Source organism: Halomonas sp. (genome assembly GCF_052095765.1).
Classification (GTDB): Bacteria; Pseudomonadota; Gammaproteobacteria; order Pseudomonadales; family Halomonadaceae; genus Halomonas.
Genome location: NZ_JBQDJZ010000040.1, coordinates 1 through 23,825, shown reverse-complemented (window position 1 = coordinate 23,825; position 23,825 = coordinate 1). Strand labels below are relative to the sequence as shown.

Annotated in this window: 24 protein-coding genes; 15 read left to right on the top strand and 9 right to left on the bottom strand. The window is 59.8% G+C overall.

All coding sequences use genetic code 11. The features are described from left to right. Positions 1–124: 124 nt before the first annotated feature. On the top strand, positions 125–853 hold the full coding sequence (locus tag ACTH3D_RS07050) for a YebC/PmpR family DNA-binding transcriptional regulator (RefSeq protein ID WP_441666356.1): 729 nt from the start codon (positions 125–127) through the stop codon (positions 851–853). 119 nt (positions 854–972) lie between these two features. On the opposite strand, the gene ACTH3D_RS07045 is transcribed toward ACTH3D_RS07050, so the two are convergent. From ACTH3D_RS07045 to ACTH3D_RS07035, 3 genes are all read right to left on the bottom strand, one after another. Next, positions 973–1,779, bottom strand: a complete 807-nt coding sequence (locus ACTH3D_RS07045) for an META domain-containing protein (RefSeq protein WP_441666355.1) — start codon at positions 1,777–1,779, stop codon at positions 973–975. Positions 1,780–1,877: 98 nt separating this feature from the next. Further along, positions 1,878–2,510 carry a lysozyme inhibitor LprI family protein gene (locus ACTH3D_RS07040; protein ID WP_441666354.1) on the bottom strand — a complete coding sequence of 211 codons (633 nt, stop codon included), beginning with the start codon at positions 2,508–2,510 and terminating at the stop codon, positions 1,878–1,880. A gap of 80 nt (positions 2,511–2,590) precedes the next feature. Beyond that, positions 2,591–3,199 (bottom strand): LysE/ArgO family amino acid transporter, encoded by a 609-nt coding sequence (locus tag ACTH3D_RS07035; protein ID WP_441666353.1) that lies wholly within the window; start codon positions 3,197–3,199, stop codon positions 2,591–2,593. A 120-nt stretch (positions 3,200–3,319) separates the two neighbouring features. Here ACTH3D_RS07035 and ACTH3D_RS07030 point away from each other — a divergent pair, with 120 nt between their 5' ends. Next, positions 3,320–4,186 carry a LysR family transcriptional regulator ArgP gene (locus ACTH3D_RS07030; RefSeq protein ID WP_441666352.1) on the top strand — a complete coding sequence of 289 codons (867 nt, stop codon included), beginning with the start codon at positions 3,320–3,322 and terminating at the stop codon, positions 4,184–4,186. Between the two features lie 79 nt (positions 4,187–4,265). Here the strand turns inward: ACTH3D_RS07030 and ACTH3D_RS07025 are convergent, their stop codons facing one another. Further along, positions 4,266–5,330 carry an ACP S-malonyltransferase gene (locus tag ACTH3D_RS07025; protein ID WP_441666351.1) on the bottom strand — a complete coding sequence of 355 codons (1,065 nt, stop codon included), beginning with the start codon at positions 5,328–5,330 and terminating at the stop codon, positions 4,266–4,268. Continuing rightward, entirely contained in the window at positions 5,327–7,567 is a 2,241-nt protein-coding gene (locus tag ACTH3D_RS07020; protein ID WP_441666350.1) for a thiamine pyrophosphate-dependent enzyme, read from the bottom strand. Before ACTH3D_RS07020 ends, ACTH3D_RS07025 begins: the two co-directional genes overlap by 4 nt. A 294-nt stretch (positions 7,568–7,861) precedes the next feature. On the opposite strand from ACTH3D_RS07020, the gene ACTH3D_RS07015 reads away from it, so the two are divergent. The 7 genes from ACTH3D_RS07015 to ACTH3D_RS06985 all read left to right on the top strand — a co-directional run bounded on the left by ACTH3D_RS07015 (position 7,862) and on the right by ACTH3D_RS06985 (position 15,608). Beyond that, the gene (locus ACTH3D_RS07015; RefSeq protein ID WP_441666349.1) at positions 7,862–8,998 is read left to right on the top strand and encodes an efflux RND transporter periplasmic adaptor subunit; all 1,137 of its coding nucleotides are present in this window, start codon (positions 7,862–7,864) and stop codon (positions 8,996–8,998) included. A gap of 8 nt (positions 8,999–9,006) precedes the next feature. Continuing rightward, positions 9,007–12,123 carry an efflux RND transporter permease subunit gene (locus ACTH3D_RS07010; protein WP_441666348.1) on the top strand — a complete coding sequence of 1,039 codons (3,117 nt, stop codon included), beginning with the start codon at positions 9,007–9,009 and terminating at the stop codon, positions 12,121–12,123. Further along, on the top strand, positions 12,120–12,797 hold the full coding sequence (locus tag ACTH3D_RS07005; protein WP_441666347.1) for a CerR family C-terminal domain-containing protein: 678 nt from the start codon (positions 12,120–12,122) through the stop codon (positions 12,795–12,797). Before ACTH3D_RS07010 ends, ACTH3D_RS07005 begins: the two co-directional genes overlap by 4 nt. 70 nt (positions 12,798–12,867) lie before the next feature. Next, positions 12,868–13,428 (top strand): DUF2799 domain-containing protein, encoded by a 561-nt coding sequence (locus ACTH3D_RS07000; protein ID WP_441666346.1) that lies wholly within the window; start codon positions 12,868–12,870, stop codon positions 13,426–13,428. A 153-nt stretch (positions 13,429–13,581) separates the two neighbouring features. Next, positions 13,582–14,775, top strand: coding sequence for a GAK system CofD-like protein (locus tag ACTH3D_RS06995; protein ID WP_441666345.1), 1,194 nt, complete (start codon positions 13,582–13,584; stop codon positions 14,773–14,775). Between the two features lie 48 nt (positions 14,776–14,823). Continuing rightward, positions 14,824–15,171 carry a putative quinol monooxygenase gene (locus ACTH3D_RS06990; RefSeq protein ID WP_441666344.1) on the top strand — a complete coding sequence of 116 codons (348 nt, stop codon included), beginning with the start codon at positions 14,824–14,826 and terminating at the stop codon, positions 15,169–15,171. Between the two features lie 47 nt (positions 15,172–15,218). Continuing rightward, a complete protein-coding gene (locus ACTH3D_RS06985) occupies positions 15,219–15,608 on the top strand; it encodes a glutaredoxin family protein (RefSeq protein ID WP_441666343.1) in 390 nt (129 codons plus the stop codon). A gap of 92 nt (positions 15,609–15,700) precedes the next feature. Here the strand turns inward: ACTH3D_RS06985 and ACTH3D_RS06980 are convergent, their stop codons facing one another. From ACTH3D_RS06980 to ACTH3D_RS06970, 3 genes are read right to left on the bottom strand one after another with little or no spacing between them, the layout of a single operon-like run. Next, entirely contained in the window at positions 15,701–16,537 is an 837-nt protein-coding gene (locus tag ACTH3D_RS06980; RefSeq protein ID WP_441666342.1) for a Tim44 domain-containing protein, read from the bottom strand. Between the two features lie 53 nt (positions 16,538–16,590). Continuing rightward, on the bottom strand, positions 16,591–17,370 hold the full coding sequence (gene yaaA, locus ACTH3D_RS06975; RefSeq protein WP_441666341.1) for a peroxide stress protein YaaA: 780 nt from the start codon (positions 17,368–17,370) through the stop codon (positions 16,591–16,593). Positions 17,371–17,409: 39 nt separating this feature from the next. Next, the gene (locus ACTH3D_RS06970) at positions 17,410–18,447 is read right to left on the bottom strand and encodes an NADP(H)-dependent aldo-keto reductase (RefSeq protein ID WP_441666340.1); all 1,038 of its coding nucleotides are present in this window, start codon (positions 18,445–18,447) and stop codon (positions 17,410–17,412) included. 235 nt (positions 18,448–18,682) lie between these two features. Between ACTH3D_RS06970 and ACTH3D_RS06965 the strand changes: the two genes are divergently transcribed. Both ACTH3D_RS06965 and ACTH3D_RS06960 read left to right on the top strand, forming a co-directional pair. Beyond that, on the top strand, positions 18,683–19,189 hold the full coding sequence (locus ACTH3D_RS06965; RefSeq protein ID WP_441666357.1) for a tetratricopeptide repeat protein: 507 nt from the start codon (positions 18,683–18,685) through the stop codon (positions 19,187–19,189). Between the two features lie 64 nt (positions 19,190–19,253). Further along, positions 19,254–19,763 carry a hypothetical protein gene (locus ACTH3D_RS06960; RefSeq protein ID WP_441666339.1) on the top strand — a complete coding sequence of 170 codons (510 nt, stop codon included), beginning with the start codon at positions 19,254–19,256 and terminating at the stop codon, positions 19,761–19,763. A gap of 27 nt (positions 19,764–19,790) precedes the next feature. On the opposite strand, the gene ACTH3D_RS06955 is transcribed toward ACTH3D_RS06960, so the two are convergent. After that, positions 19,791–20,195 carry a hypothetical protein gene (locus ACTH3D_RS06955; protein ID WP_441666338.1) on the bottom strand — a complete coding sequence of 135 codons (405 nt, stop codon included), beginning with the start codon at positions 20,193–20,195 and terminating at the stop codon, positions 19,791–19,793. Between the two features lie 223 nt (positions 20,196–20,418). On the opposite strand from ACTH3D_RS06955, the gene ACTH3D_RS06950 reads away from it, so the two are divergent. The 4 genes from ACTH3D_RS06950 to ACTH3D_RS06935 all read left to right on the top strand — a co-directional run. Continuing rightward, entirely contained in the window at positions 20,419–20,598 is a 180-nt protein-coding gene (locus ACTH3D_RS06950; RefSeq protein ID WP_441666337.1) for a hypothetical protein, read from the top strand. A 62-nt stretch (positions 20,599–20,660) separates the two neighbouring features. Beyond that, on the top strand, positions 20,661–21,605 hold the full coding sequence (locus ACTH3D_RS06945; protein WP_441666336.1) for a cobyrinic acid a,c-diamide synthase: 945 nt from the start codon (positions 20,661–20,663) through the stop codon (positions 21,603–21,605). A gap of 68 nt (positions 21,606–21,673) precedes the next feature. Beyond that, positions 21,674–22,873 carry a toxic anion resistance protein gene (locus ACTH3D_RS06940; protein WP_441666335.1) on the top strand — a complete coding sequence of 400 codons (1,200 nt, stop codon included), beginning with the start codon at positions 21,674–21,676 and terminating at the stop codon, positions 22,871–22,873. Continuing rightward, the coding region (locus tag ACTH3D_RS06935; protein ID WP_441666334.1) for an MFS transporter at positions 22,870–23,825 on the top strand (956 nt) is incomplete at its 3' end. The genes ACTH3D_RS06940 and ACTH3D_RS06935, both read left to right, overlap by 4 nt.

Genomic DNA, 23,825 nt, shown 5'->3' with positions numbered 1-23,825 from the left:
CATATCCTGGCCCAGCTCAGGGGGCGAATTCCACACCCAACGACGAAGAGCCCAATTAAGGCTGTCATGCCACTGCGGGGTTTCGTAGAATCTTTGTAAAGATCGCACTTAACAGGACAACGCAATGGGTAGGGCCTTCCAGAACCGCAAGGAATCCATGGCCAAGACGGCCGATGCCAAGACCAAGGTATACAGCAAGTATGGTCGTGAGATTTATGTCGTGGCCAAGCAGGGCGGCACCGATCCCAACAGCAATCTCTCGCTGCGCGGGCTAATCGAGCGTGCCAAGAAAGATCAGGTACCCAGCCATGTCATTGACAAAGCACTGGAAAAAGCCAGCGGCGTGGGCGGCGAGGATTACTCGGTAGCCCGCTACGAGGGCTTCGGGCCGGGCAATGCCATGGTGATCGTGGACTGCCTAACCGACAACCCGAACCGCACCTTTGGCGATGTGCGTGCCTGCTTCAACAAGGCCAAGGGGAAAATCGGCACGCCAGGCAGCGTCAGCCACATGTTTGACCACTGCGCGATCCTCTCCTTCACCGGCGATGCTGAAGACGCCACCTTTGAAGCGCTGATGGAAGCCGATGTTGACGTCACCGATATCGAATTCGAAAACGGCCAGCTAACCGTGTTTGCCCCGCATACTGAGTATGCCAAAGCCAAACAGGCGCTGATCGACGCCTTCGGTGAGACCGACTTCAGCGTTGACGAGATCCAGTTTTTGCCCCAGAACACCACACCCGTTGAAGGTGATGACGTGGCCCTGTTTGAAAAGCTGCTGGACACCCTAAACGACCTAGATGACGTACAGAACGTCTTTCATAGCGCCGAGCTGCCCGAACCCCAGTGAGCCGCTTTGCTTACGCCAGCGACAAACCGACAAACGCCAACGGCCGCCCCTTGAGGGCGGCCGTTGGCGTTGATGCGAACCTGAAGTGTTGAAGCTGAAGTGTTTCAGGCGGTCTGTGATCAGGTCAGATCAACTTTCCCGAAGCGTGCCAGCAAATCGCCATTGGCATCATAGAGCTCAAGCTGGTCAACCAGTACACGGTAAGAGGCAACCTCGTTGAGCATCGCGAGGAAGCGCTGCTCAAGGGCCATGCTAGTGCTGTCGCAGGCCATCATGGTGGTGGCCATCTGCTGCAGCTTCAGCTCGTCGCCGCTGGTCTGGAAGCTACCCATCACACGGTTACAGCCGGTCGCGCCACTCACGCGATTGTCTTCGCTGTGCAGCACGATATGGGCCTCGCTCTGGCCTTCTTCCACGCCAACTGCCTTACCGTCCAGCTGGATCAACTTCCAGTAACTGTTTTCCAGCGGTTCACCAGGGAAAGGCTCGAGACGCTGCAGCTTGTAGTTCAACTGAGAATCAATGGGCTTACCGTCCATGTCCAGCTGCTCGATAATGTCGCTATTGATCACCCGCCACTGGTTCGGGCCGTCATCAATACCATCCAGAATGAGAGTATCGCTCTTGTCATTCAGCGACCAGCTGCCCTGCTTATGAAAACGGCCCTGCTCACCCGTGCCCAGGTAGACGGTTTCCAGGGTGTAACGCTTATCCTTGAACAGCGCCAGTTCATAGCGGATACCTTCGCAGTCAGCGCAGGGTAGCTCGCCCCGGTAAGCCGCTGGTAGTTTGCCCAGCACGCTGTCTGCACTGCTCTCAGCCGAACCGCTGGCACGTGAATCCGCATTGCGCGTGTCAGCACTGGAGCAGGCGGCCAGCAGAGTTGCCATCAGCACCAATAGTGCCAGATTGAACCATTTCTTCATGAGACGTCATCCTTTTGTGAACGCAAAACCTGGAACCTTTGACCGGGTTACCACCAAAGGTTCATTAACTTTATCTACCCTACCGCTTGCACCGATATTCAGCGAGCCGCCTGACAGCTTATCTGCGGAGCATCGTGTCCCCACTCAAGCATTATTGCCGAGCCCTGCTCGCTGAGACTTTCATTGCGCCCGCAATATACCGACTCCCCCGCCTTGCGAACCATCAGCGACTCGCTGTCACCGCGCTGTGCAATCAGTGTTTCCGGTGTGGTATCAAACCAGGTTACGGTCACTTCGCTGACCGAGCGCCCCTTGCAGACAAACCCCAGCGGCCCGCGCTGTTCAACCAGCCCGTAGCGAGCCTGCAGTGTTGCGATACGCTGCTGATAGGCCTCGCTCAGACAGCGCTGCTGGTCAGCCCGGCCGGCACAGTCGTCGTCACGCTGCCTGAACCAGCTGTGGTGAGTGGCATACAGCCGCTCATGCTCGTCGCTGTGCGTTTTTGCTTCAGCATGCTCAATGACTTCACTGAGCTTCTGGTCAAGCGCTGCCAACTCACCCACCTCACACACCATGGCATCGATTGCCGTTGCTGTCGTGCAGTCCACAACAGCCTGCTCAGGGTTAACGGGCATCGTTTGCCGGGAAGACTCCGGCAGCGCTTCACGCGGACCGCCAGCGCAGCCTGCCAGCCACAGGCCAGCCAGCAACGGCGTCAGACATGTCTTCAAAAACCGGAGCTGCGCTGTCGCAGCCTCTCGGAGCTCCATGCTTCTAGCCATTGTGACTCTCTCTGTTGATATTGATATCCTCAACCCAACCCATTGCGCGCCAAGCTAATAGCAATAATCACCATCAATACACCGATAACGGCGTCAATACAGCGCCAAGCTGCCGGGCGAGAGAGCCACGGCGATAAGGCAGCACCGCTCCACGCCAACAGGCTGAACCATAGCACCGAGGCGCTGATGGCACCGACCAGAAAGCTAGTTGAATTCCGCTGTTGTGCTCCCACCGCAGGAATCAGCATCAACGTATCCAGATACACCTGGGGATTCAGCACAGTAACAGCCAACGTTGTCAGCATCACGCTGGCCACACTGCCACTCCGGCCACCTGATATTTCAAGCCCGTGCCGCCCGGTCAGCGCCCGATATAGCGCCTGCCCTGCAAGCCAGGCAAGAAACACCACTCCTATCCAGCGCAGTATCTCCATTACCTGAGGAGTCGTCATCAGTAAGGCACCCACCCCGAGCATGCCGGCCGTAATCAATAGCGCATCGGTGCTCATGCACAGCCCTGCCGCCCACCAGTGGTGCTCACGGCGCACCGCACGCCCCAGCACATAGGCGTTCTGCGCACCTATAGCGATGATGATGCCGCCGCTAATCAACAGCCCCGTCAGATAACTTTCCAGCATGCTTGGCCTCCCCCCTTGAATTCAGGCCATGCTAGCGATCAATTGCTATACTTAAAATTCATTCTGCTGATACTGCATTAGATTTACTTATCCTGAGGTGATGAAATCCATGCCGATACCATGCTGAACTACAAGCTGCTCGAGGCGCTGGCCGCGGTAATCGAGTGCGCAGGATTTGAGCGTGCCGGAGAGACTCTGGGGCTGTCTCAGTCAGCTATTTCTCAGCGAATCAAGGCGCTGGAGATTCGTTTGGGCCAACCAGTGCTGGTACGCACCCCCATACTGACACCCACACCGGCGGGGCAGCGTCTGCTCAATCATTACCAGCAAGTACGCCTTCTGGAACGTGATCTAACCAGCGCACTGCCCACCCTTGAAAGCGAGACGCCACGTCTTCGCATTGCGCTCAATGCCGACAGCCTGGCCACCTGGTGGGCCCATGCCGTGGGGGAGTTCTGCGCCAATGAAGGTATTTTGCTGGATCTGGTCCTTGAGGACCAGGCCGTCGGGCTCAAACGGCTGCGCGAAGGAGATGTGGCCGCCTGCCTGTGTGCCAGCGATCAGCCCATCGCCGGTGCCCGCTGCGTCAAGGTCGGCCACATGGCCTATTCACCCTACGCCACGCCCGCTTATATCGCCCGCCACTTCTCCGACGGCTTGAGCGATCAGGCATTCCGGCACGCCCCGGCGATTGTCTATGGCCCCGATGACCGGCTACAGCACCGCTTTCTTGAGCGCTGTGGCTATCAGGGGCCATTTCCTTATCATCTGTGCCCATCATCTGAAGGCTTTGTGCAACTGACACTCAGCGGCATGGGCTACGGCATGATGCCGCGCCGCCAGGTCGCTCAACAGGTCGCTGCCGGGCGGCTAGTCAGCCTGAGCCCACAACCCCTGTCGGTACCGCTCTACTGGCACTTCTGGCGGCACAGCGGTGAACTGATCACCCAACTGACACAACACCTGAAGCAAATCGAAATCAACTGATACAGCGCCGTCTGAACCAGCGTGACACGATCTCAAACTGCTATCTTGCCTCACCTGTTATCTGCTCTTCTTATGTCCTCTACAACAGCCACTCCCTTTGCGCTTCCATGCCCATGCTGATCAGGCGGGGATCATCACGCTGCATGTCCTGAAACGCCTGCTTGCTGTCGAGCCCCCACCAATTGAGCTGGATCAGCGTTTGGGCAACGGCGCCGCCCAGGGTGGTACCGGGGCCGGGAATCACGATACGATCCGGGGCGAATTCGCGCACGCCGACTTTGAGTGCGGCGGTGAAATCATAGGGCGTCACCAACTGATCGCCCAGGGTGTAGTCCCACAGCGCGTCGGGGTCGGTGCTCCAGGGAGTCCACAGCTTACCGCGCCCGTCAATCAGCGGCACCTCGGGTGCACCAAACGGCGCGGCTGGCAGTCGCTTTCGGGCATCGGCCTTCACCGCTTCCTGCATCGGTGTATGAAAAGCCGCGTGCTGATGCAGCCGCATGGGAAAGCGCTCGATGGTTGGCAGCATCTCGCTGAGCTGCTTGAGCCCAGCCTCATTACCGCCAAACACCAGCATGCCGCCAAGCTCAATGGACAGATACAGTTCGATGTCGTCCTGGCCGTGCAGCCCCTCAACTAGCGCCAGCAGCTCCCGGCGACGCTCTGGCTGGGGCCGCCACTGGTCATCCACCCAGGGGTAAAGCAGCTGGCCGCCATTGAGCGATTCCTGCATCAGGTGGCCCATGGTGTTGATCAGCGTGAAGGCGTCATCCTGGGCCAGCGCACCACCCACCGCCAGCGCGATGTACCAGCCCATGGAGTTGCCGGTGACGGCGCAAATCTCGTAACGCTCAGGATCAATGGCCAACACATCTGCCAAGGCACAGGCATAGATCAGCGGCGAGGCGTGGTCGCCACGCCCGTGCAGGCCCAGACGGAACGGGGTTTCGCCATCCAGCTCACTCAGGGTGGGCTGACCTTGCTCGTGGCGCAGCGCATCAAAACGCGCCAGCCACTCGCTGTCGGCGGCATGACGTGTCAATGAACCCCACTCCGCCTGGTTATAGGTACCCCGCCCAGGGCAGACGATCAGCAGGCGCTCTTTGACCGCAGGCTGGCTGACAGACTGACTGTGTTCACTCATGACTGCTCTCCTTTGGCCTTAGTCGTCTTGATCTTAGTAGGCTTCCCGGCAGCCCTGACCGCAGGCTCTGCGACCAGACGCCCGGCCTCTTCGACGATGGCATCAACCGACGGCATAGTCACCGTTGCCGACGGCCCCAGTGGAATGAAGCTGTCTTCAGCAGCCAGGCGATGCAACCGGTGCGACTCCATGCCACGCTCCACCAACCCGGTAATCAGCTCTTCGCTGAGCGAGCCGCTACGCCGGCATTCATCCACGCACAGCACCTGGGCACAGTCGCTGACCTTGCGATAAATTTCGTCATGATCCAGTGCAGTTAACCAGCGCAAATCAATGATGCGCAGCGCAACACTCTTGGTTTCCAGCTGCTCCCGGGCCTGGTGGGAGAGATACACGCCGTTGCCGTAGGTGACGATGGCCAAGTCACGCCCTTCGCCCCACTGCCCCAGTGAGCCCACTGGCAAGCGGTACTCCGGGCCCGGGTCGGCGAAACTCCAACGCTGATCGCCTTCCTCGATCAGGTCGCGACTGTGATACAGCGCAATGGGTTCGAGCATTACCACCACTCGCTGCTCTTCATCAGCCAGACGTACTGCCTCCTGCATCAGCCCTACCGCATCGGCGGCATTCGACGGACAGGCCACCAGAATACCGGGGATATCGCGCAGCACGGCGATAGCATTGTCGTTGTGGAAGTGGCCGCCAAAACCTTTCTGATAGCCCAGCCCAGCGATGCGGATCACCATGGGGTTGGTGTACTGACCCTGTGAGAAGAAGCTTAGAGTCGCCGCCTCGCCACGCAGCTGATCTTCAGCGTTGTGCAGGTAGGCCAGGAACTGGATCTCGACGATGGGCACGAAGCCATTCTGAGCTAAGCCGATGCCCAGCCCGAGGATGCTCTGCTCATCAAGCAGCGTATCGATGACACGATAGGCACCGTACCTGGACTGCAGACGCTGGGTCACGCCATAGACGCCGCCCTTGCGCCCGACATCCTCTCCGGCCATGACCAGGTGTGGATACTCTTCCATCAGCCGATACAGCGACTGATTAAGCAACCGGGCCATGGTGGCGGGTGTCTCGTCGATTTTGTTCTCGACGGACTGATGTTCAACAGGCTGGCGTCGACCGGGTCGCGACGGTGGCACAATGGATGCCATCACCGCCTTGGCACTGTCCAGTTTGGGCTGACGAATCACCACTTCTGCTACCTCGGCGACCTGCTGCCCAATATGCTCATAAAGCGAGCGAATAGCATCTGCCTTAAGTACGCCATGGCGAACCAACAAACCGGCGCTGTACAGCAGCGGGTCACGGGCATCGAACGCCTTGATCTGCTGGGGCGACAAATAGGCCTGCTGGGCGTCGGAACCGGCGTGGCCCATCAGTCGCACGCAGTGCATGTGCAGGAACACCGGCTGCTTGAGCCGTCGCGCCAGGCGCTCGGCCTTGCGCGCCGTACGGTAAGTATCGAGCAGGTCGAGTCCGTCGCAGCTGAGATAATGAAAACCGGGCCGAGTACGCATGCTCTGCTCAACCCAACCGGCAGGGGTCAGCGTCGAAATACCGATGCCATTGTCCTCGCACACCATCACTAGCGGCATCGGCGTACCCTGATAGGCTGCCCAGGCCGCTGCGTTGATGGCACCCTGAGTCGTCGAGTGATTGAAGGAAGCATCACCAAAGCTGCATATTGCCACGCTGTCATTCGGCCATTCGCCCTGCCCGCCAAGTCGACGCCAAAGGCCGAAGCTGTGGGCCATACCTACAGCCTTGGGCAGGTGAGAGGCAATGGTGCTGGTCTGGGGTGGCACGTTAAGTGCTTTAGAGCCCAGCACCTTGTGGCGGCCACCTGAGATTGGGTCGGCACTGGAGGCTGCGAAGCTCAGCAGCATGTCAAAAATAGGCGTTTGCCCGGGCAACTGCTTGCTGCGCTGGATCAGAAAGGCCGCATCGCGATAATGAAGCAGCGCCGGGTCAGCGACGCGAAAGGCGGCGGCGATGGCAGCGTTGCCCTCGTGACCAGAGCTGCCGATGGTATAAAAGGCTTCGCCCCGCGCTTGCAACCGCCGGGCATGCAGGTCCAGCTGACGACTGAGCACCTGGGACTCGAACAGCTCCACTAAAGCAGGCGCCGTCAACCCCGTTTTCTCAAGGCTCCACGCCTGGGCCGAACTTGGCCAGTCAGCGTCGCGCAGCACCTCAAACAGGCGCTTTTCCAAAGGGAAAGAACTCATGGGTCTGTCACTCCTTGGCCAAATAGCTGGGCTTTTACGGGGCATGCTTGTTACTTGTTACTTGTTACTTGTTACTTGTTACTTGTTACTTGTTACTTGTTACTTGTTACAGGATAAGAGCAGAGTGGCACAGTCTCCTCAAACGATGTTTAAGAAGCGGTTCATTCCTTTTTTTCGCGACAGCGGGCATCACCATCGTCTGGATTGCAGTTTAATCAACTGATCAATACACTTCCTGCTCTTGTTCATGCGTGCCCTGGCTCCTGGGCGCCACAGCTAGCAGGCGGTTAATCAATGCTTTTTTTCTACTGCTTCAAGCGACACCTGTCGAGCAAGCGTGCGTTAGCCCTCTGCGCGATACTGCTCTGTGTACTGCTGCTCGGCGGCTGCTCGCCTGCGCCGGAAGACACCACTCAGGCGCCCAAGGTTGTGGATAGCTATGTCATCAATGGCCAGGTGTCAGGCTCCATGACGCGCCTTTCAGGCCGCGTCACCGCCGCTGAAAAAACCACGCTGAGCTTTGAGGTACCGGGCAGGATAGAAACGCTGACCACTGACGTGGGCGAGACTTTTTCTGCCGGCGAGCCCCTGGTCCAGCTGGATAAACAGCGCTATCGGCTGGTGCTGGGCCAGCGTGAAGCTGAGCTTCGCGAAGCAACCGCCGCGCTGAACGAGAAGCAGCAAGACCATCAGCGCCATGCCACACTGGCCGAGAAGGGCTATGTCAGCCAGGCGCGACTGGACACGGTAAAAGCCGCCCTGGAAAGCGCCCGCTCACGCCAGCAATCGGCAACTGCAGCGCTGGATCTGGCCCAGCGCGACCTGAACCTGTCTACCCTCTCGGCACCTTATGACGGTTCGGTCAGTCAGCGACTTGCCGAGCCGTCCGAGCGCGTCGGTGCTAACCAACCGGTACTGGAAGTGATTTCAGATCGCAGAGGTTTCGACGTGGAAGGCTCCGTGCCGGAAACGCTGATCGACACCCTGGTCACCGGCTCACGCCACACCGTCACCCTGCCCGCTCTGGGCAATACCGAGCTCGACGCGACCCTGCGCCACCTGGGCAGCCAGCCGCGCTCTTCCAACGACTACCCGCTGATACTGCATTTGGCTGAGGCGCCGGAGGGAATACGTTCCGGCATGACGGCACAGATTCAGCTGTCGTTGCCTGCCAACAGCCAGGCGCCCGGCGTGATACTGCCGATGACAGCGCTGGTTTACGGCGAAGGCGAGCGCCGCCATGTGCTCAGGGTGCGTGATGACATGATCCTAGAAGCCGTGCCGGTAGAGGTGTTGGCACTGGGTGAAAAGCAGGTAGAAGTCAGCGGCGAGCTGTCGGCCGGTGAGCGCATCGTGGCCAAGGGGACCGAATTTGTGCGTCCCGGACAATCCGTCAGTCTGCTCGGCCAAGGGCCGCAGCGTTTCCACTGAGATCCGTCATGAACCTGAGCCTAGCTGCCTTCAAGTATCGCCCGGTGCTCTTTCTGGCCACGGTCATGGCCATGCTATTTGGCCTGTGGAGCTACTTCACCCTACCCGCCCGGGAAGATCCTTCGATCACTATCCGCGAGGCCGTGGTGACTACCGAGTTTTCCGGCCTGCCGGCGGAGCAGGTCGAAGAGAACATTACCAAACCGCTGGAGCAGAGCATCCGCCACGTGGGCGAGATCAAGCGTATTCGCTCAACCTCCATGCGCGGGCGCTCGATCATCCATGTGGAGATTCAGGACCGCTACTTCGACCTAGCTCAGATCTGGGACGATGTTAACCAGCGCATCCTGGCGGCCAAGCCCTCGCTGCCCGAGGGCACCCGGGAGCCTCACTTCAATAACCAGTTTGGCGACGTGGCGGTCGTCACCGCCGCGCTGACTGCCGACGACTTCAGCCATGCAGAACAGCTAGAAATGGCCGAACACGCGCGTACCATGCTCTACGCCATCGAGGGCACCAAGCGCGTCGAGCTGATTGGCGTGCAGGACCAGCGGGTATTCATCGACGTCGACGAGTCGCGCCTGGCCGAGCTGGGGTTGTCGCCATCGAGCCTTGGCGAGCAGATCCAGCAGCGCAATATCTACCCACCCGCCGGTGTGCTTCAGGCTGGCGACCAGCGGCTGACCCTTGAGGTCACCGGTGAGCTGCAAAGCCTTGAGAGCTTGGCCAACATGGAAGTCCAGCTGCCAGAAGGCAGCACTTTGCGTCTACGCGACATTGGCGAGGTGCGTAGCGGCTATGAAGACCCAGCCAGCCGCCGTGCCTATTTCAACGGTCAACCGGCCATTGTACTGGCCATCTCGATGCTGGAAGGCGTCAGCGTGATGGACTACGGCCATCTTGTGCAGCAGCGCCTTGATGAAATTAGCGTAACGCTGCCAGCGGGCTATCGCCTGGAAATCATGACCTTCCAGCCCGAGCAGGTGGCCAACGCCGTGTATGGCGTCACCTCCAACGTCATCCAAACCTTGGCCATCGTGCTGGGCGTGGTCATCCTATTTCTTGGCGTGCGCACCGGGCTGATTGTCGGCTCGATCATTCCAACGGTGATGCTTGTCACGCTGGGCATCATGGGGCTGGTTGATGTCACCCTGCAGCGCGCCAGCCTGGCCACTCTGGTCATCGCTCTTGGCCTGCTAGTGGACAACGCCATTGTTATCGCCGAAGACTTCAAAACGCGCCTGTCGCTGGGCCGCACCCGTGACCAAGCGCTGGAGGAAACCGGCCACGAGCTGGCTCTGCCGCTGCTGTCCTCGACCCTGACCACCATCCTGGTGTTTCTGCCATTGCTGCTGGCCGATCATGTATCCGGCGAGTACACCCGCTCGATCTCGATCGTGATCGCCATCACCCTGCTGACATCATGGTTCCTGTCACTGACGCTGACACCTGCCCTGTGCCACCGTTTCCTCAAGCAGCCGGTGCGCAATGGCCAGGACTCCGATTCAGACGCGACTGATGACGACAACCTGTCTGACCGAATGTTTCGCCGGATGTCGAGCCGCTATGCCCGCACCCTGCGCGCATTACTCAGGCATCGGGTGCTGTTTCTGGGCGTGATGGCCATATTGCTGGTGGCTGGTGTTTCCATGATGCAGCTGGTACCGATGAAGTTCTTTCCCGATTCCGACCGTAACCAGGTGCTAGTGACTCTCGATTTCCCCTCGGATATTGCCGCCAATGAGACCGACCGGCGCATGCAGGCACTCAGCCAAGAGCTGCTGGCCGACCCGGCCCTGAATGACGACCTAACCAGTATCGCCGCCTATGCCGGCTTCGGCGGGCCGCGTTTTGTGCTCTCGCTCACGCCCATAGACCCGGCACCCAACAAGGGTTTCATGGTGCTTAACGTGGTCAACGGCAAGCGCGTCGGTGCCGTACTTGAGGCCACCCGTGCGCTGCTGGCCGAGCGCCATCCCGATGTCTTCCCCCAGGTTACTCGGATGTTCCTTGGCCCTTCAGACAGCACCCTGCTGCAGGTCCAGATTAAAGGGCCGGATCGCGACGTACTGTATAGTGCCTCACGCGGCGTTGAGGATGTGCTCGGCGCGGTCGATGGCGCATTGGATATCCGCCAGAGCTGGGAAGCGCGCATTCCGTCGCTGACCATAGAGGTCGATCAGGCCAGGGCGCGCGGGGCCGGACTGACCTCGGAAGACATCGCCCGCTCATTGTCAGGCGCCATCGACGGCTACCACCTGAGCCAGTTCCGTGAGGGTGACAAGATTATTCCGGTGGTGATGCGTTACGCAGACGCCGACCGCACCAGCGTCGAGCGGCTGAAATCGCTGACCGTTTACCCACTGGGCAGCCCCGGCGCGGGTGTTCCCCTGGCTCAGGTCGCCAGCGTCGAGCTAGCCAGCGGCTTCTATCGCATCGACCGTGAGGACATGGTGCGCACACTGACCGTCTCGGGACGCAACCATCACCTCACCGCTGAAGACATGGTGGCGAAGGTCAGCCCGGCGCTGGACGCGCTGGAAAAGCAGCTACCGCCCGGCCACTGGATCGAGTTCGACGGTGTGGTCAAGGAGTCCGCCGAGGGCCAGGCCGCACTGCAGGCCAACTTGCCCCTGTGCATCGGGCTAATTTTCGTGCTGCTGGTCGCCCAGTTCAACTCCTACAAACGCCCACTGCTGATTGTTGCCACCATCCCGCTGGTGATTGTCGGCGTCGCCATTGGCCTGCTGGTGGCCAGAGCTGACTTTGGTTTTACGGTGCTGCTGGGCATCTACAGCTTGGCCGGCATCATCATCAACAATGCCATCGTGCTGATTGACCGCATCGACATCGAGCGCCGCGAATCACCGGGCAACGACCTGGACGCCATTATCCGCGCCTGCGCGCGCCGCCTGCGCCCCATCCTGATGTCGGCCATCACCACCATTCTGGGCTTCATGCCGCTGATTATCGGTCACGACCCAATGTTCTACGGCATGGCAGCAGCCATGGCCGGCGGCCTGGCGGTAGGCACGATCATGAGCCTCGGCGTGGTGCCGGTGCTGTACAGCTACTTCTTCGCCATCGACACCCGCCAGCACAAGCTGCAGGAGCAGCCGTCGTGAGTCGGCCACAGGACACGCGTCAGCGGCTGATAGATGCCGGCATCGAGCTGTTTGGCGAGCAGGGCTTCAAAGGTACCACCACGCGTCAGCTGGCCGAAACTGCCAACGCCAATATCGGCTCCATCGCCTATTACTTCGGCAACAAGCACGGGCTCTATCTGGCCGCTGCGCGCTACATTGCTGATGCGCTGTGTCAACGCCTGGGGCTGTCTGCCGACACCACCAAAGGCGCAGTAGCGCCGGTAGATACCGACCAGGCCCATCAGGCACTGCTGACGCTTTTCCGGCAGATGGTGCGTATTTTTACCGAAGACGCAGACTGTCGCCGCTGGATGCTGCTGGTGGTTCGCGAACAAGCCCGCCCCGGTCAGGCCTTCGACATTCTGTATGACAATGCATTTAGCCATATCCAGCAGGGCGTCAGTGCGTTGATTGCCCGCATTACCGGGCTGCCTCAAGAAAGTCATCGCGTCATTCTGGAAACCCACACCCTGGTAGGCCAGGTGCTTTTCCTGCTGGTGGGCCGCGAGGCATTGCTGCGCCGCCTAGAGCTGACGCACTTTGATGCCGACACCCTGGCCGACATCGATGCCATCATCGAAGGCCACCTGAACCAGCTGGGAAACGGCCAAAGCCCGAACGGTGCCGTGAGCACTAAAAAACAGCCCCTCTGACAGCACCCTCTACCCCCAATGCTATGAACTGGCTACCATGAATCAGGCCACCTCTAGCCAGGAAAACACCATGAACCGCCTGTCATGCTTTGCCCTACTCGGCGCTTTGACCCTGCTATCGGGCTGCGCCACGCTGTCTGAAGGCCAGTGTCGTACCATGAGCTGGGAGCAGCTCGGACGTCAGGATGGTCGCCAGGGCTACCCCTCGTCGCGGCTGTTCGAACACCAGAAAGCCTGCGCCGAGTACGGTATTTCCATTAGCCGGGCAGACTATGACAGCGGGCGTGAGCTCGGTCTGCTGGACTACTGCACCGCCCGCAATGGCTATCGGCAAGGCCGCGAGGGTACGCGCTACCATAATGTCTGCCCGGCCAAGCTCGAGCCCGAGTTTCTTGCCCGCTACCGTGATGGCAAGGTCGTGCATGACGCTGAAAGCGATATCAAGCGACTTGAGGAGCGTATCGACCGTATTGAGCGCCAGCTTGACAACGACAAGCTGGATGCAAAAGAACATAAACGACTCAACCGCGAGCTGCGCGACCTCTATCGTGACTACCGCCGCCAGCAGCGTGAGCTGATGCGCCTGGAGCAGCGCTATTCCTCAACATCAGGGCTGCGATACCGCGACTAGCCACCGCCGTGGCGGCTTGGCGCCTTTACCACCTAAAGCAGATAGAATAGAACCAAAACATGGGTTGTGTTGCTCATAGCATGCCGCCAATCAGGGAGAGAACGGCCCGCATGAGCTGCGCGGAAACACAAAAACAACATTGGAGTGCATAGCATGGGCGACGTCAGGGTGAGTCGTACGGCGCTTGTACCGGACCCGATACGCGTCAGCCGCTACTGCAAGGCCCCGGAGCTTGGGCCTAGGCTGCTGTTTTTCAGCGGCGGAACGGCGCTTAATGAGGTAGCCAACCGGCTGCAGCATTACAGCCACAACACCATTCACCTGGTCACGCCCTTTGATTCCGGTGGCAGCTCCGCCAAGCTGCGTGAGGCCTTTGACATGCCGTCGATTGGCGACCTGCGCAACCGCCTGATGGCACTGGCCGACGATACGGTGCTGGGTCACCCGGAAGTCTACCGGCTGTTCAATCATCGCCTACCGGTCAAGGTGTCTGCCGAAACCTTGCATGCCACCCTGACCGAGCTAGCTAACGGCCGCCACCCGTTAACCGCTGATGTCACCGACTCCATGCGCCAGCTGATCTGTAATCAGCTGGGCTTTTTCATGGAGCAAATGCCCGAGGATTTCGACCTGCGCGGCGCCAGCATCGGCAATCTGATACTGGCCGGTGGCTACCTGAACAACCACCAGCAGCTAGACCCGATCATCTTCCTGTTCTCAAGGCTGGTGCATGTACGTGGCACAGTGCGCCCTGCCGTCAATGAGAACTATCATTTGGGCGCGATACTCGACGACGGCAGCCAGGTGCTCGGCCAACACCGCATGACCGGCAAAGAAGTTGCACCGCTGGACAGCGCCATCTCGCAGGTCGGCTTATCAACGGAATGTGACCGCTGGGTGCCGGCCAGCGCCAGCCTCAGCGACAAGAATCTGCGTCTGATCGAGACTGCTGAACTGATCTGCTACCCACCGGGCAGCTTCCATACCAGCGTGATGGCCAACCTTCTGCCCAGCGGGGTCGGGTCTGCCATCCGCAACAACCACTGCCCCAAGGTCTACGTGCCGAACCCCTGCCCCGATCCGGAACAAGTCGGCCGCACCCAGCAGCAGCTGATTACGACCTTGCTGGCGGCACTGCGTCACGATGCTGGCAGCGAGTGTCCCAATCAGGCGTTGCTGGGCTTCATCCTCGTTGACCGTGCCAATGGCGACTATCCCGGCGGCATTGATGACAAGGCCATTGAAGCGCTGGGTATTCAGCTGATTGATACGCCGCTGATCACCTCGCAAAGCGCGCCTTACTATGACCCAGACCTGCTGATCACTGCATTGATGTCACTGGTCTGATATCACTGGTCAGGCAGCGTAGAATTCACCCCAGACAGGAGTTATTTGATGTCGCAGAAGATTTACTGCACCGCCAGCTTCAAACCCAGGCCCGGCAAGGAGGAGGCACTGTTCCGTGCTCTTCAGGCACTGGAGCCCAATGCTCACCGCGAAGACGCCTGCTTGATGTATACGGTAACGCGCCATATCGACAATCCCTTTGCTCAAGGCAGCAGCTATCCCATCGTCTTCCATGAGATCTGGGCCAACCGCCCAGCCTTCGAGGCTCACTGCCAGCGCCGCGAGATTCGCGAGTTTTTTGCCACCCATCTGGAAAGCCCAGACGGCTATATCGAAGATGCCAATGTCTGCGTCTACACCGATGAGCCGGTAGACTACGACGCGCCCATGCTGTAAGACTGCCGGCACCCGTCTTTTGCCATTGCTGAGGTTTGTCACCACTAATGAGAATCGTGTTTCGCTACTTCTTCCGCGGCCTGCGCCTGGTGCTGGCCCCGGTGATGATTATTTCCGAGAAGCTGTCTACGCCCAAGCCTGCCGTTGAGCGTTCCGCTGAAGAACAGGCAAGAGTTGACGCAGCCTGCAAACCGCTGTCGCTGTATCAGTTCCGCACCTGTCCGTTCTGCATCAAGGTGCGCAAGGAGATCGCCCGCCTGGGGCTGAACATTGAGTTGCGCGACACCCAGAAAAACCCCGAACACCGCCAAGCACTAATAGACGGCGGTGGCAGGGTCAAGGTGCCTTGCTTGCGCATCGACCACGACGACCATGTTGAATGGCTGTATGAGTCCAGCGATATTAATGACTGGCTGAACAAGCAGTTCGGGGCTTAAGCCCCAGACTCATGGAATAGCGACAGCGCTTGGTCCAGCATCGCTTGGCGTATGAACAGGCAGACCCCGTAACCACGGCGTCTGCCTGTTTTTTACACGTCTTCGCGTTGCTCGATGCCCTGCAGATGCCAGGGCGCGTTATCACGCATTTCACGGATCAGGTGCCAGGCCTCACTGAAGGCGTTCTGCTCGCCATTCTCATCAATGATGCCGTGGAAGCGCACTGACGCTTCGGTTTGCCCCACGTATTCGCGAACATCTATCAGCTCCGCTTCCAGGCGCACAATCTCGGTACGATTATTAGCGGGATGCTGGGCACGTTCGGCTTTCAATGAGTTGTAAAGTGACGGCGTCACAAAGTCCTGGATGCCGTCAAAGTCATTGTTGTCCCAGGCGCGCTGCAGCGTCATAAAATGTTGCTTGGCATCGTTGAGAAAGCGCTGCTCATCAAACCAGGCGGGATATGCCGTAGTGCTGCCACTTACCGAGGATCCCCCCACCACATCTGCACTGCCCTGAAATGCCTGAGGCGCTTGCGATGCCTCGTCCCGAGCACTGGGCCCATCAGGCCCGTTAGCCATGGCCGTCCGACGACGCGACGCCAGAAGCCGCATCAGTAGGAAAATCGCCCCGCCGATCAGCAGGATATCCAGCATGCGCAAGTCATCGAAGGCGCCACCAAAGAACAGTGACGCCAGCAGACCTCCTGCCAACAGGCCAGCAAAGGGACCAGCGAAGCGTGACAGCCCCGGGGAAGGTTTACGCTGCCCCTGGGCCGCGGTGTTGGTGGCTTTATTGCTTTGCGGGCTGGCCGAGCGCGAGTAGCCGCCCATGCTCTTGCCGCCACCCATTCGGCGGGCCTCAGCGTGATCAATAGCCACGCCAAAGCCCAGAGTGGCAACCATCAGCATGATAAAAAAGTGACGCATGGACGTTCTCCATCGTTGGTTTCACGATTTTTGATGAAACAGTCTTGAGTGCCTTACCGGTCCTGCTCGGCGCGGCAAAATACCAGCTTATCACCGGACGACTCACTGGCCGAGAAGCGATAGCCGGCCACATCAAAGTCGCTCAGCGCCTCGGGGCTGTTGATGCGTTCCCGGATGATCCAGCCGGCCATCAGCCCCCGGGCCTTCTTGGCATAGAAGCTGATAATCTTGTACTGACCGTTCTTCTCATCCTTGAAGACCGGAGTGATTATCTGAGCACCAAGGCGCTTAGTATCCACGGCCTTGAAGTACTCGTTGGACGCCAGATTGACCAACACCTTGCTGCCACTGGCATCAATGGCGCTGGCAAGCGCACCGGTCAGCTCATCTTTCCAGTAGGCGTAAAGGTCCGGCCCCCGGAGATTGGCCACCTTGGTGCCCATTTCTAGGCGGTAGGGCTGAATCAAGTCCAGCGGACGCAGCAGGCCATACAACCCTGAAAGGATCCGCAAGTGTGACTGAGCATAAGCGTTGTCGTCGTCATCAAATCGTTCAGCCTCAAGGCCGACATACACATCGCCCTGGAACGCCTGGGCTGCCGGTTTAGCATTTTCCGCGGTAAACGGTCGCTGCCAGTCGGCAAAGCGGGCGGCGTTGAGCCCGGCGATGCGATCACTGACCTTCATCAGTTCACTGATCTGCTGCGGCGAATATTCGCGCATGATCCCGATCAGCTCCTGGCTGTGGTCGAGAAAGTCAGGCTGGGTCACCTGCGCGGTAGTGGCCGGGGTTTCAAAGTCCAGCTTCTTGGCTGGCGAAATCACGCTCAGCATGGGCAGCTCCTGTGTCTGCAAAGACCGCCGCTGAGTATATCAGGGGCACGGGTCGGTGAACTGGCTATGTACGGCTTCGATCTCGTCGAGCATCTCGCCGCTCAAGCGCAGCGACTCACTGGCCAGGTTGCTTTCCAGCTGATCCATACAGGTAGCACCGATAATATTGCTAGTCAGAAAGGGACGCGAATTGACGAAGGCCAGCGCCATCTGGGCCGGATCAAGCTCGTAGCGGCGCGCGATCTCCACATAGGCCCGGGTCGCAGCAGCCCCTTGCGCGCTGGTGTAGCGCTGAAAGCGTTCGTACAGTGTCAGTCGCGCGCTCTCAGGGCGAGCGCCGTCGAGATACTTGCCGGACAGCACACCAAACGCCAGCGGCGAGTACGCCAGCAGCCCAACATCTTCACGGTGGGCAATCTCGGCCAAGCCAACCTCAAAACTGCGGTTGAGCAGGTTGTAAGGGTTCTGCACCGAGGCCACACGCGGCAAGTCCAGGGTGTCTGACAAGCGCAGCGCATGCATCACGCCCCAGGGCGTCTCGTTGGACAAGCCCACAGCGCGAATTTTGCCGGCCTCGACCAGCTCTTTCAACGCACCAAGGCTTTCCTCCAGCGCCACAACACTGTCACTTTCATTCTCGGCATGGCTATAGCCGAGCCGGCCAAAGAAGTTGCTGCTCCGCTCAGGCCAGTGCAGCTGGTAGAGGTCGATATAGTCGCTGTTGAGCCGCTTGAGACTGGCGTCAACGGCCTGGTGGATATGTTCGCGACTCAGCCGGGAGCCGTCTCGAATATGCTCCATGCCAGGCCCCGCGACCTTGCTGGCAATGATGACGTCGTCACGCACGCCACGCTTTTTAAGCCAACTGCCAATATAAGCTTCGGTGCGCCCCTGGGTTTCCGCCATGGGCGGCACCGGATACATTTCAGCAGTATCAATAAAGTTGATACCAAAGGACACGGCACGATCCAGCTGCTCGTGGGCCTCTGTTTCGCTATTCTGTTCTCCAAACGTCATGGTGCCAAGGCACAGGCGACTGACATCAATGCCGGTATGGCCGAGCTGACGGGTTTGCATGAATCTCTCCTTGCCGAAGACTCTAGGGTGTTGGCAACGCGCCACGCATGGTAGCTAGCGCTTCTAGCCCTGACAAATCCACAGCGCTTGAGTCGACTGCTGTCCGGGCGTATGCTTGCGTCCCCTTGCCTCGGCAGGAGTTCCGGGGCATCGTCAATCTTCTCATGCCGCAACGTGTGCACCGATGGATCGTGCCAAGCGTTGCGACGACTTACAGGACGCAGGGTTGTTAGCTATGCAGCAAGCATCCTCACTGTTTACCCGCCTTGAATATCGCCTGGCTGACCAGCTGTTTCATACCCGCTGGCTGCCGCGCTCTCCGCGGGTTCATAAAATCACCATGCACCTCTATCAGCGCTGTGCGGATGCCGGACATCCCGATGCGCAGTCGGTGTACGGGCACATGCTGTTCCACCGCGGCAATACGCCACAGGACAAGGCGCGTGGCGCACTCTACGTCATGGAGGCCGCTCAGCGCGGCGACGCCAAAGCCCAGTACCAAGCTGGCCTAATCCATGAGTTCGGCACAACACAATACCCCCAGCGCGATGACCATGCCGTGACCTGGTACGCTCGCGCAGGCGAGTCAGGTCATGTCCTGGCGGCAACACGCCTGGCCAAGGCGTATCGCAAAGGCGAACTGGGGTTGGAGAAAGACGCTGAAAGCATGTTCTATTGGCAGCAGTTGGCTGACAGCCTTAGTGCAGACATCGGTGAGAGTGACGCCAGCGTACAGCACTGACATGACAGACGGCTCATGACGCGGCGGCAAGCCCGTTCGGGCCCGCACCAGCAAGGACCCGCTCATGACGCTACCGATACTGCTGGATATCGAAGCTTCTGGATTCGGGCGCGGCAGCTACCCTATTGAGGTTGGCCTGGCCCGCGCCGATGCCAGCAGTTGCGCGTTTCTGGTGCAGCCGCTGACCGAATGGGTTCACTGGGACCCCAAGGCCGAGTTGCTACATGGCCTATCCCGGGCGCGCATTGAGCGCGAAGGCTATCCGGTACGTCAGATAGCGCGCTGGCTCAACGACGAACTCGGCGAAGCAGGTATCGCTTACAGCGACAGCTGGGGCTATGACAACACCTGGTTATCGCTGCTGTTCCACCATGCCGGCATGCTGCCGAACTTCCGCCTGGAAACCCTGCGCAAGCTGCTCAGCGAAGCCCAGGTCGAATGCTGGACGACCACCAAGGAAGAAGTGATTCTGGCGCATGACATCCGGCGCCATCGTGCCGGCGATGACGCCCACCTGCTCCAGCTAACCTACCTTCGCACCCTGGAGCTGACCGGCCAATCGACCGGCAACTAAAAGTCAGGCGCAAGCTCAAATTCGGGCTCAACCTTTCGGGTGATCGCCCGACTTTACTTCGTAATCCCCTTCGAGAAACTCCGTGGCACCTTGGCTGCGCGTTGAGTCCCGATCGGTGGGCGCATAGCCTGTATGGGTAGGGTCCGTGTGCGCATAGAAGCCCGAGCCAATATCCTGAGCGTTCTCGGCGCGCATCTGCTCCATGCGCTTTTTCATACGATGACGGACAAATGGCATCATTGCCCAGCCAATCAACAACAGAAATAGGCCAATGATGGTGCCGATGATCATCATCACGCCAAACGCCAGCCAGGTCAGCAGCAGACGAAAACCACTGGCCCGCTGAGTAGGGCGTGCCTGACGTGCTCGCTCCTGCCATTGGCGCGCGGCCTGCCAAGCAGCATTCTGATTGGGGTCACGGGATGGATCCATGAAACTCTCCTGACGGAAGTACTTCTAACGGGAATTTTTGACGAGAGCGGCAAGATGTCGCCTCGGGTACTGATATCTATGAAAGCATGACACATAATTCGTTCAGCGCGTTTTACGATCGCTGATGACGGTCGCCAGCCGCTGGCTATGGCATCATGTTATCGCTTATCTTTTCACCTACTGGTTGTACGCCATGCCACCCACACTCCCAAGGCACACGGCCATGTCTGATACCGGCCGCCGCCGGGGTGCCAGTCCGCGGCCAAAGCAGACACCCAAACGGCCATCACGCCTGTCATCATGGTTCGATCGCTGGCTCGACCGGCTCGTTATTGTGGCGGTGTCTATCGCCTTGCTGGTGGGGGTGCTGGCATTGGCCATGCACTTGTATTACGGCACCTGACCCCACATAACGTTACCATGACGTCCATACTGCAAGCCCGATTGAGGAGGCACTGATTCACGATGTTGGAATTTCTGCAGGGGGCCTCCTACGGGCTGTTCCTAAGCTGCCTGCCGTGGACCCTTGTCGGGCTGATCAATCCGGAATTGGCGCTGCCCGACAAGACTGCCGGACGCCTTCAGGTACTGTTGCGCTATGCATTAGCTGCGCCTTTTATCAGCATGCTGATGTGGCTTACGTCACTGTGGGGAGGCTTTGGCGTCAGCTTGGTCGGCTGGCTGGCCGGCCTGGTTGCCATCGCTGTAGAGATTCCGCTGGAGCGACGCCTGCGCCACTGGTACCGCGGCTGGCGTCAGCGCCGTCAGGACATACGTATTCGCCGCCACCAGCGGCAGAAAATGGCCCAGCGCGAGCAACAGCGCCGCGAGTCCGGCCTGCTGGAGCTGGACCCCGAGCACCCGCCACAGGATGCCGATGAGGTTGTGCTGGCGATGTGGCGTGCCAAGCAGGGGCTCAGCAACGCCGGCCGCAAGGACCTGGCCGAGCAGGTTGACCGGCTCTACAGCCGCTATCGTCATGTGCTCACCATCTTGGATGAGCGCTTCACTCCCGGCGAGCTGGCCCACGGCCGGGCGCAGCAGCTGGTGGTGGATGTCTGCCATGGCGCCCAGGACAACCTGGAGGCCATGATCGCCCAGGCGCGCGGCGTAAGGGGCATGGACGTTGCCTACATCCAGCGCCGACTAGGCAGCGAGGCGGCCCGGCTGTCGGCCAGTGAAACCGATGCCCTGCGTCAGCGCATGGCACTGATCGAGCAGACCGAGCAGTCGATACGCCAGCTGGCCGCCCGCCACGAACAAGCGCTTACCGCACTGGATAACGCCGCCGTGTCGCTGTCGCGGTTAGACACCTCACGTCCGCGCACGGCCCAAAGTGCCGAAGTAGCCTGTGGTGAGCTGCGGCGTTTTGTCGAAGGCGCCGAGCGCTATCGTCACCCCCAGCGCTAGCCGGGTTCAGCGCCTTTCGGCACGCACTACACTGACGGCTCAACCACCTGTAGAGAGGGAAACTCGACATGACTGATACCCCGCGTCACGATCCGCTGTCGTTACCGCCGATCGAGCATATCGCCGAGACGCTGGAAACGGCTGACAAGACCGCCCAGCAAGACGTTGTGCCAGATGCCGAGCTGTCAGAACGCGCCAATGCCTTTGTGCGCGATGTGCTCAGCGAAGGTGAAGGTGCTGCCGAGCGCCAGCGCCGCGCGGTGGATGAAATGGGCCTGGCACTGCAGCATCAGGCAGCACGGCAGAGTGAGATGCTAAAGACGCCGCTGCGCCAGCTGGCCAGCCAAGGTGACGATGGTGGCCCGGTGGCGCGCGCACTGCAGGATCTGCGTGGGCGCATGAGCAACCTGGACCCGCAGCACCATCAGCTGGAACCCAAGCCGATGGATCGCCTGCTGCGTCTGATCCCGGGCGTTACCACCCGGGTGCAGCGCTATTTCCAGCGCTTTGAAACCGCCCAACAGGCGCTGGATGCCATCATCGCTGAGCTTACCGCCGGACGTGACAGCCTCAACCGCGACAACATCACCCTCAACGACGACCAACAGGCCATGCGCCAGATGCTTGACCAGCTGCACCGCCAGGTCGAGCTGGGGCGACTGATCGATGCACGCATGACCCGCTCGCTCAGCGAGATTACCGACGAGTCGCGTCGGCGTTTTGTCGAAGAAGAACTGCTGTTCCCGCTGCGCCAGCGCGTGCTCGACATCCAGCAGCAGCAGGTGGTCTGCCAGCAGGGCGTGCTGGCGCTAGAAGTGATTATCCGCAACAACCGCGAGCTGATGCGTGGTGTAGACCGCGCAGTCAACGTCACCGTCTCAGCTCTGAGCGTTGCCGCCACCGTGGCGTTGGCACTGGCCAATCAGCGGCTGGTGCTGGATCAGGTCGAGTCGCTCAATCGCGCCACCAGCGAAACCATCGCCGGCACTGCCCAGTCGCTGCGCCAGCAGGGTGTGGATATCCAGACCCGAGCCTCTGCGGCAAGCCTGGACATGGACTCACTGGAGCAGGCCTTTGGCGATGTGATGGCCGCCATTGATGACCTGTCGCGCTATCGGCGCGACGCGCTTCCCCAGATGGCCGAGCAGATTGACCGTCTGGATACGCTGTCCGGCCAAGGGCAAGATGCCATCGACCGGCTGGAGCGCGGCTCGCGCGTCATCGACAGCGATAGCGATGACTCCTCAGCGGATGACAAGCAACAATGACCGAAGCAGCCGCAGGCCGACAGCCGGGCTCTATGGCCCCACGTCGGGAGATTTTCGGCTGGGCGATGTTCGACTTCGCCAATCAGGCGTATACCCTACTGATCATCACCGTGGTGTTTGGCGAGTTGTTCACCACGGTCATCGTCGGTGATCGTGGGGACGGCTATCGGCTGGCCAATTTCCTGTGGAGTCTGGCGCTGGCGCTGAGCTTTCTGCTGGTGGTGATCACCGGCCCGCTGTGCGGGGCGATCATGGATTACCAAGCCTCACGCAAACGTTTCCTGTTCGTAAGCTATCTGGCAACCATCATCACTACCGCGCTTTTATATTTCGTCACGCCAGGCATGGTGTGGCTGGGCGTGGTGCTGATCGTAGCGTCCAACTACGCCTACTCCATGGGCGAGTCGTTCATCGCCTCGTTTTTGCCCGACCTCGGTCCGTCCGAGTCGCTGGGTAAGATTTCTGGCTTTGGCTGGTCGCTGGGTTATGTGGGCGGGCTTTTTGCAGCGGGCTTCACGCTGCTGGTACTAGGCGAAACCAGCACCGAGAACTTCGAGCGCCTGCGCTGGGTCGGCCCGTTCGCGTCGGGGTTCTTCCTGGTCGCAGCGATTCCCACCTTCATATGGCTTCGCGAGCGCGGCACGCCTCAACCAGCCACCCTGCCCTACTACCGCATTGCCCTTGAGCGCGTCACCACTACGCTGCATGAGCTGCGTCACTTCCGCGATCTGGCCATCTTCCTACTGTCGTTGCTGTTTTCCATGGCCGGCGTCTACATCATCATTGCCTTTGCCTTCATCTATGGCGCCCAGGTGATTGGCTGGGATACGGCCACCCGCAACATGATGTTCATCATTGTGCAGATTACCGCTGCCGCAGGGGCCATCGGTTTCGGTGCCTTGCAGGACCGTATCGGCACTCGGGTGACTTATCTGTTTACGCTGGTGATGTG

What these genes read in the sequence shown, in the direction of transcription:
- ACTH3D_RS06965 (WP_441666357.1), top strand. Translation starts at nt 18,683, where the DNA reads ATGCAGCAAGCATCCTCACTGTTTACCCGCCTTGAATATCGCCTGGCT.
- ACTH3D_RS07030 (WP_441666352.1), top strand. Translation starts at nt 3,320, where the DNA reads ATGCTGAACTACAAGCTGCTCGAGGCGCTGGCCGCGGTAATCGAGTGC.
- ACTH3D_RS07050 (WP_441666356.1), top strand. Translation starts at nt 125, where the DNA reads ATGGGTAGGGCCTTCCAGAACCGCAAGGAATCCATGGCCAAGACGGCC.
- yaaA (WP_441666341.1), bottom strand. Translation starts at nt 17,370, where the DNA reads ATGCTGAGCGTGATTTCGCCAGCCAAGAAGCTGGACTTTGAAACCCCG.
- ACTH3D_RS07000 (WP_441666346.1), top strand. Translation starts at nt 12,868, where the DNA reads ATGAACCGCCTGTCATGCTTTGCCCTACTCGGCGCTTTGACCCTGCTA.
- ACTH3D_RS07015 (WP_441666349.1), top strand. Translation starts at nt 7,862, where the DNA reads ATGCTTTTTTTCTACTGCTTCAAGCGACACCTGTCGAGCAAGCGTGCG.
- ACTH3D_RS06955 (WP_441666338.1), bottom strand. Translation starts at nt 20,195, where the DNA reads ATGGATCCATCCCGTGACCCCAATCAGAATGCTGCTTGGCAGGCCGCG.
- ACTH3D_RS06960 (WP_441666339.1), top strand. Translation starts at nt 19,254, where the DNA reads ATGACGCTACCGATACTGCTGGATATCGAAGCTTCTGGATTCGGGCGC.
- ACTH3D_RS06990 (WP_441666344.1), top strand. Translation starts at nt 14,824, where the DNA reads ATGTCGCAGAAGATTTACTGCACCGCCAGCTTCAAACCCAGGCCCGGC.
- ACTH3D_RS06980 (WP_441666342.1), bottom strand. Translation starts at nt 16,537, where the DNA reads ATGCGTCACTTTTTTATCATGCTGATGGTTGCCACTCTGGGCTTTGGC.
- ACTH3D_RS07020 (WP_441666350.1), bottom strand. Translation starts at nt 7,567, where the DNA reads ATGAGTTCTTTCCCTTTGGAAAAGCGCCTGTTTGAGGTGCTGCGCGAC.
- ACTH3D_RS06940 (WP_441666335.1), top strand. Translation starts at nt 21,674, where the DNA reads ATGACTGATACCCCGCGTCACGATCCGCTGTCGTTACCGCCGATCGAG.
- ACTH3D_RS07025 (WP_441666351.1), bottom strand. Translation starts at nt 5,330, where the DNA reads ATGAGTGAACACAGTCAGTCTGTCAGCCAGCCTGCGGTCAAAGAGCGC.
- ACTH3D_RS06970 (WP_441666340.1), bottom strand. Translation starts at nt 18,447, where the DNA reads ATGCAAACCCGTCAGCTCGGCCATACCGGCATTGATGTCAGTCGCCTG.
- ACTH3D_RS06945 (WP_441666336.1), top strand. Translation starts at nt 20,661, where the DNA reads ATGTTGGAATTTCTGCAGGGGGCCTCCTACGGGCTGTTCCTAAGCTGC.
- ACTH3D_RS06950 (WP_441666337.1), top strand. Translation starts at nt 20,419, where the DNA reads ATGTCTGATACCGGCCGCCGCCGGGGTGCCAGTCCGCGGCCAAAGCAG.
- ACTH3D_RS06995 (WP_441666345.1), top strand. Translation starts at nt 13,582, where the DNA reads ATGGGCGACGTCAGGGTGAGTCGTACGGCGCTTGTACCGGACCCGATA.
- ACTH3D_RS07010 (WP_441666348.1), top strand. Translation starts at nt 9,007, where the DNA reads ATGAACCTGAGCCTAGCTGCCTTCAAGTATCGCCCGGTGCTCTTTCTG.
- ACTH3D_RS07045 (WP_441666355.1), bottom strand. Translation starts at nt 1,779, where the DNA reads ATGAAGAAATGGTTCAATCTGGCACTATTGGTGCTGATGGCAACTCTG.
- ACTH3D_RS06985 (WP_441666343.1), top strand. Translation starts at nt 15,219, where the DNA reads ATGAGAATCGTGTTTCGCTACTTCTTCCGCGGCCTGCGCCTGGTGCTG.
- ACTH3D_RS07035 (WP_441666353.1), bottom strand. Translation starts at nt 3,199, where the DNA reads ATGCTGGAAAGTTATCTGACGGGGCTGTTGATTAGCGGCGGCATCATC.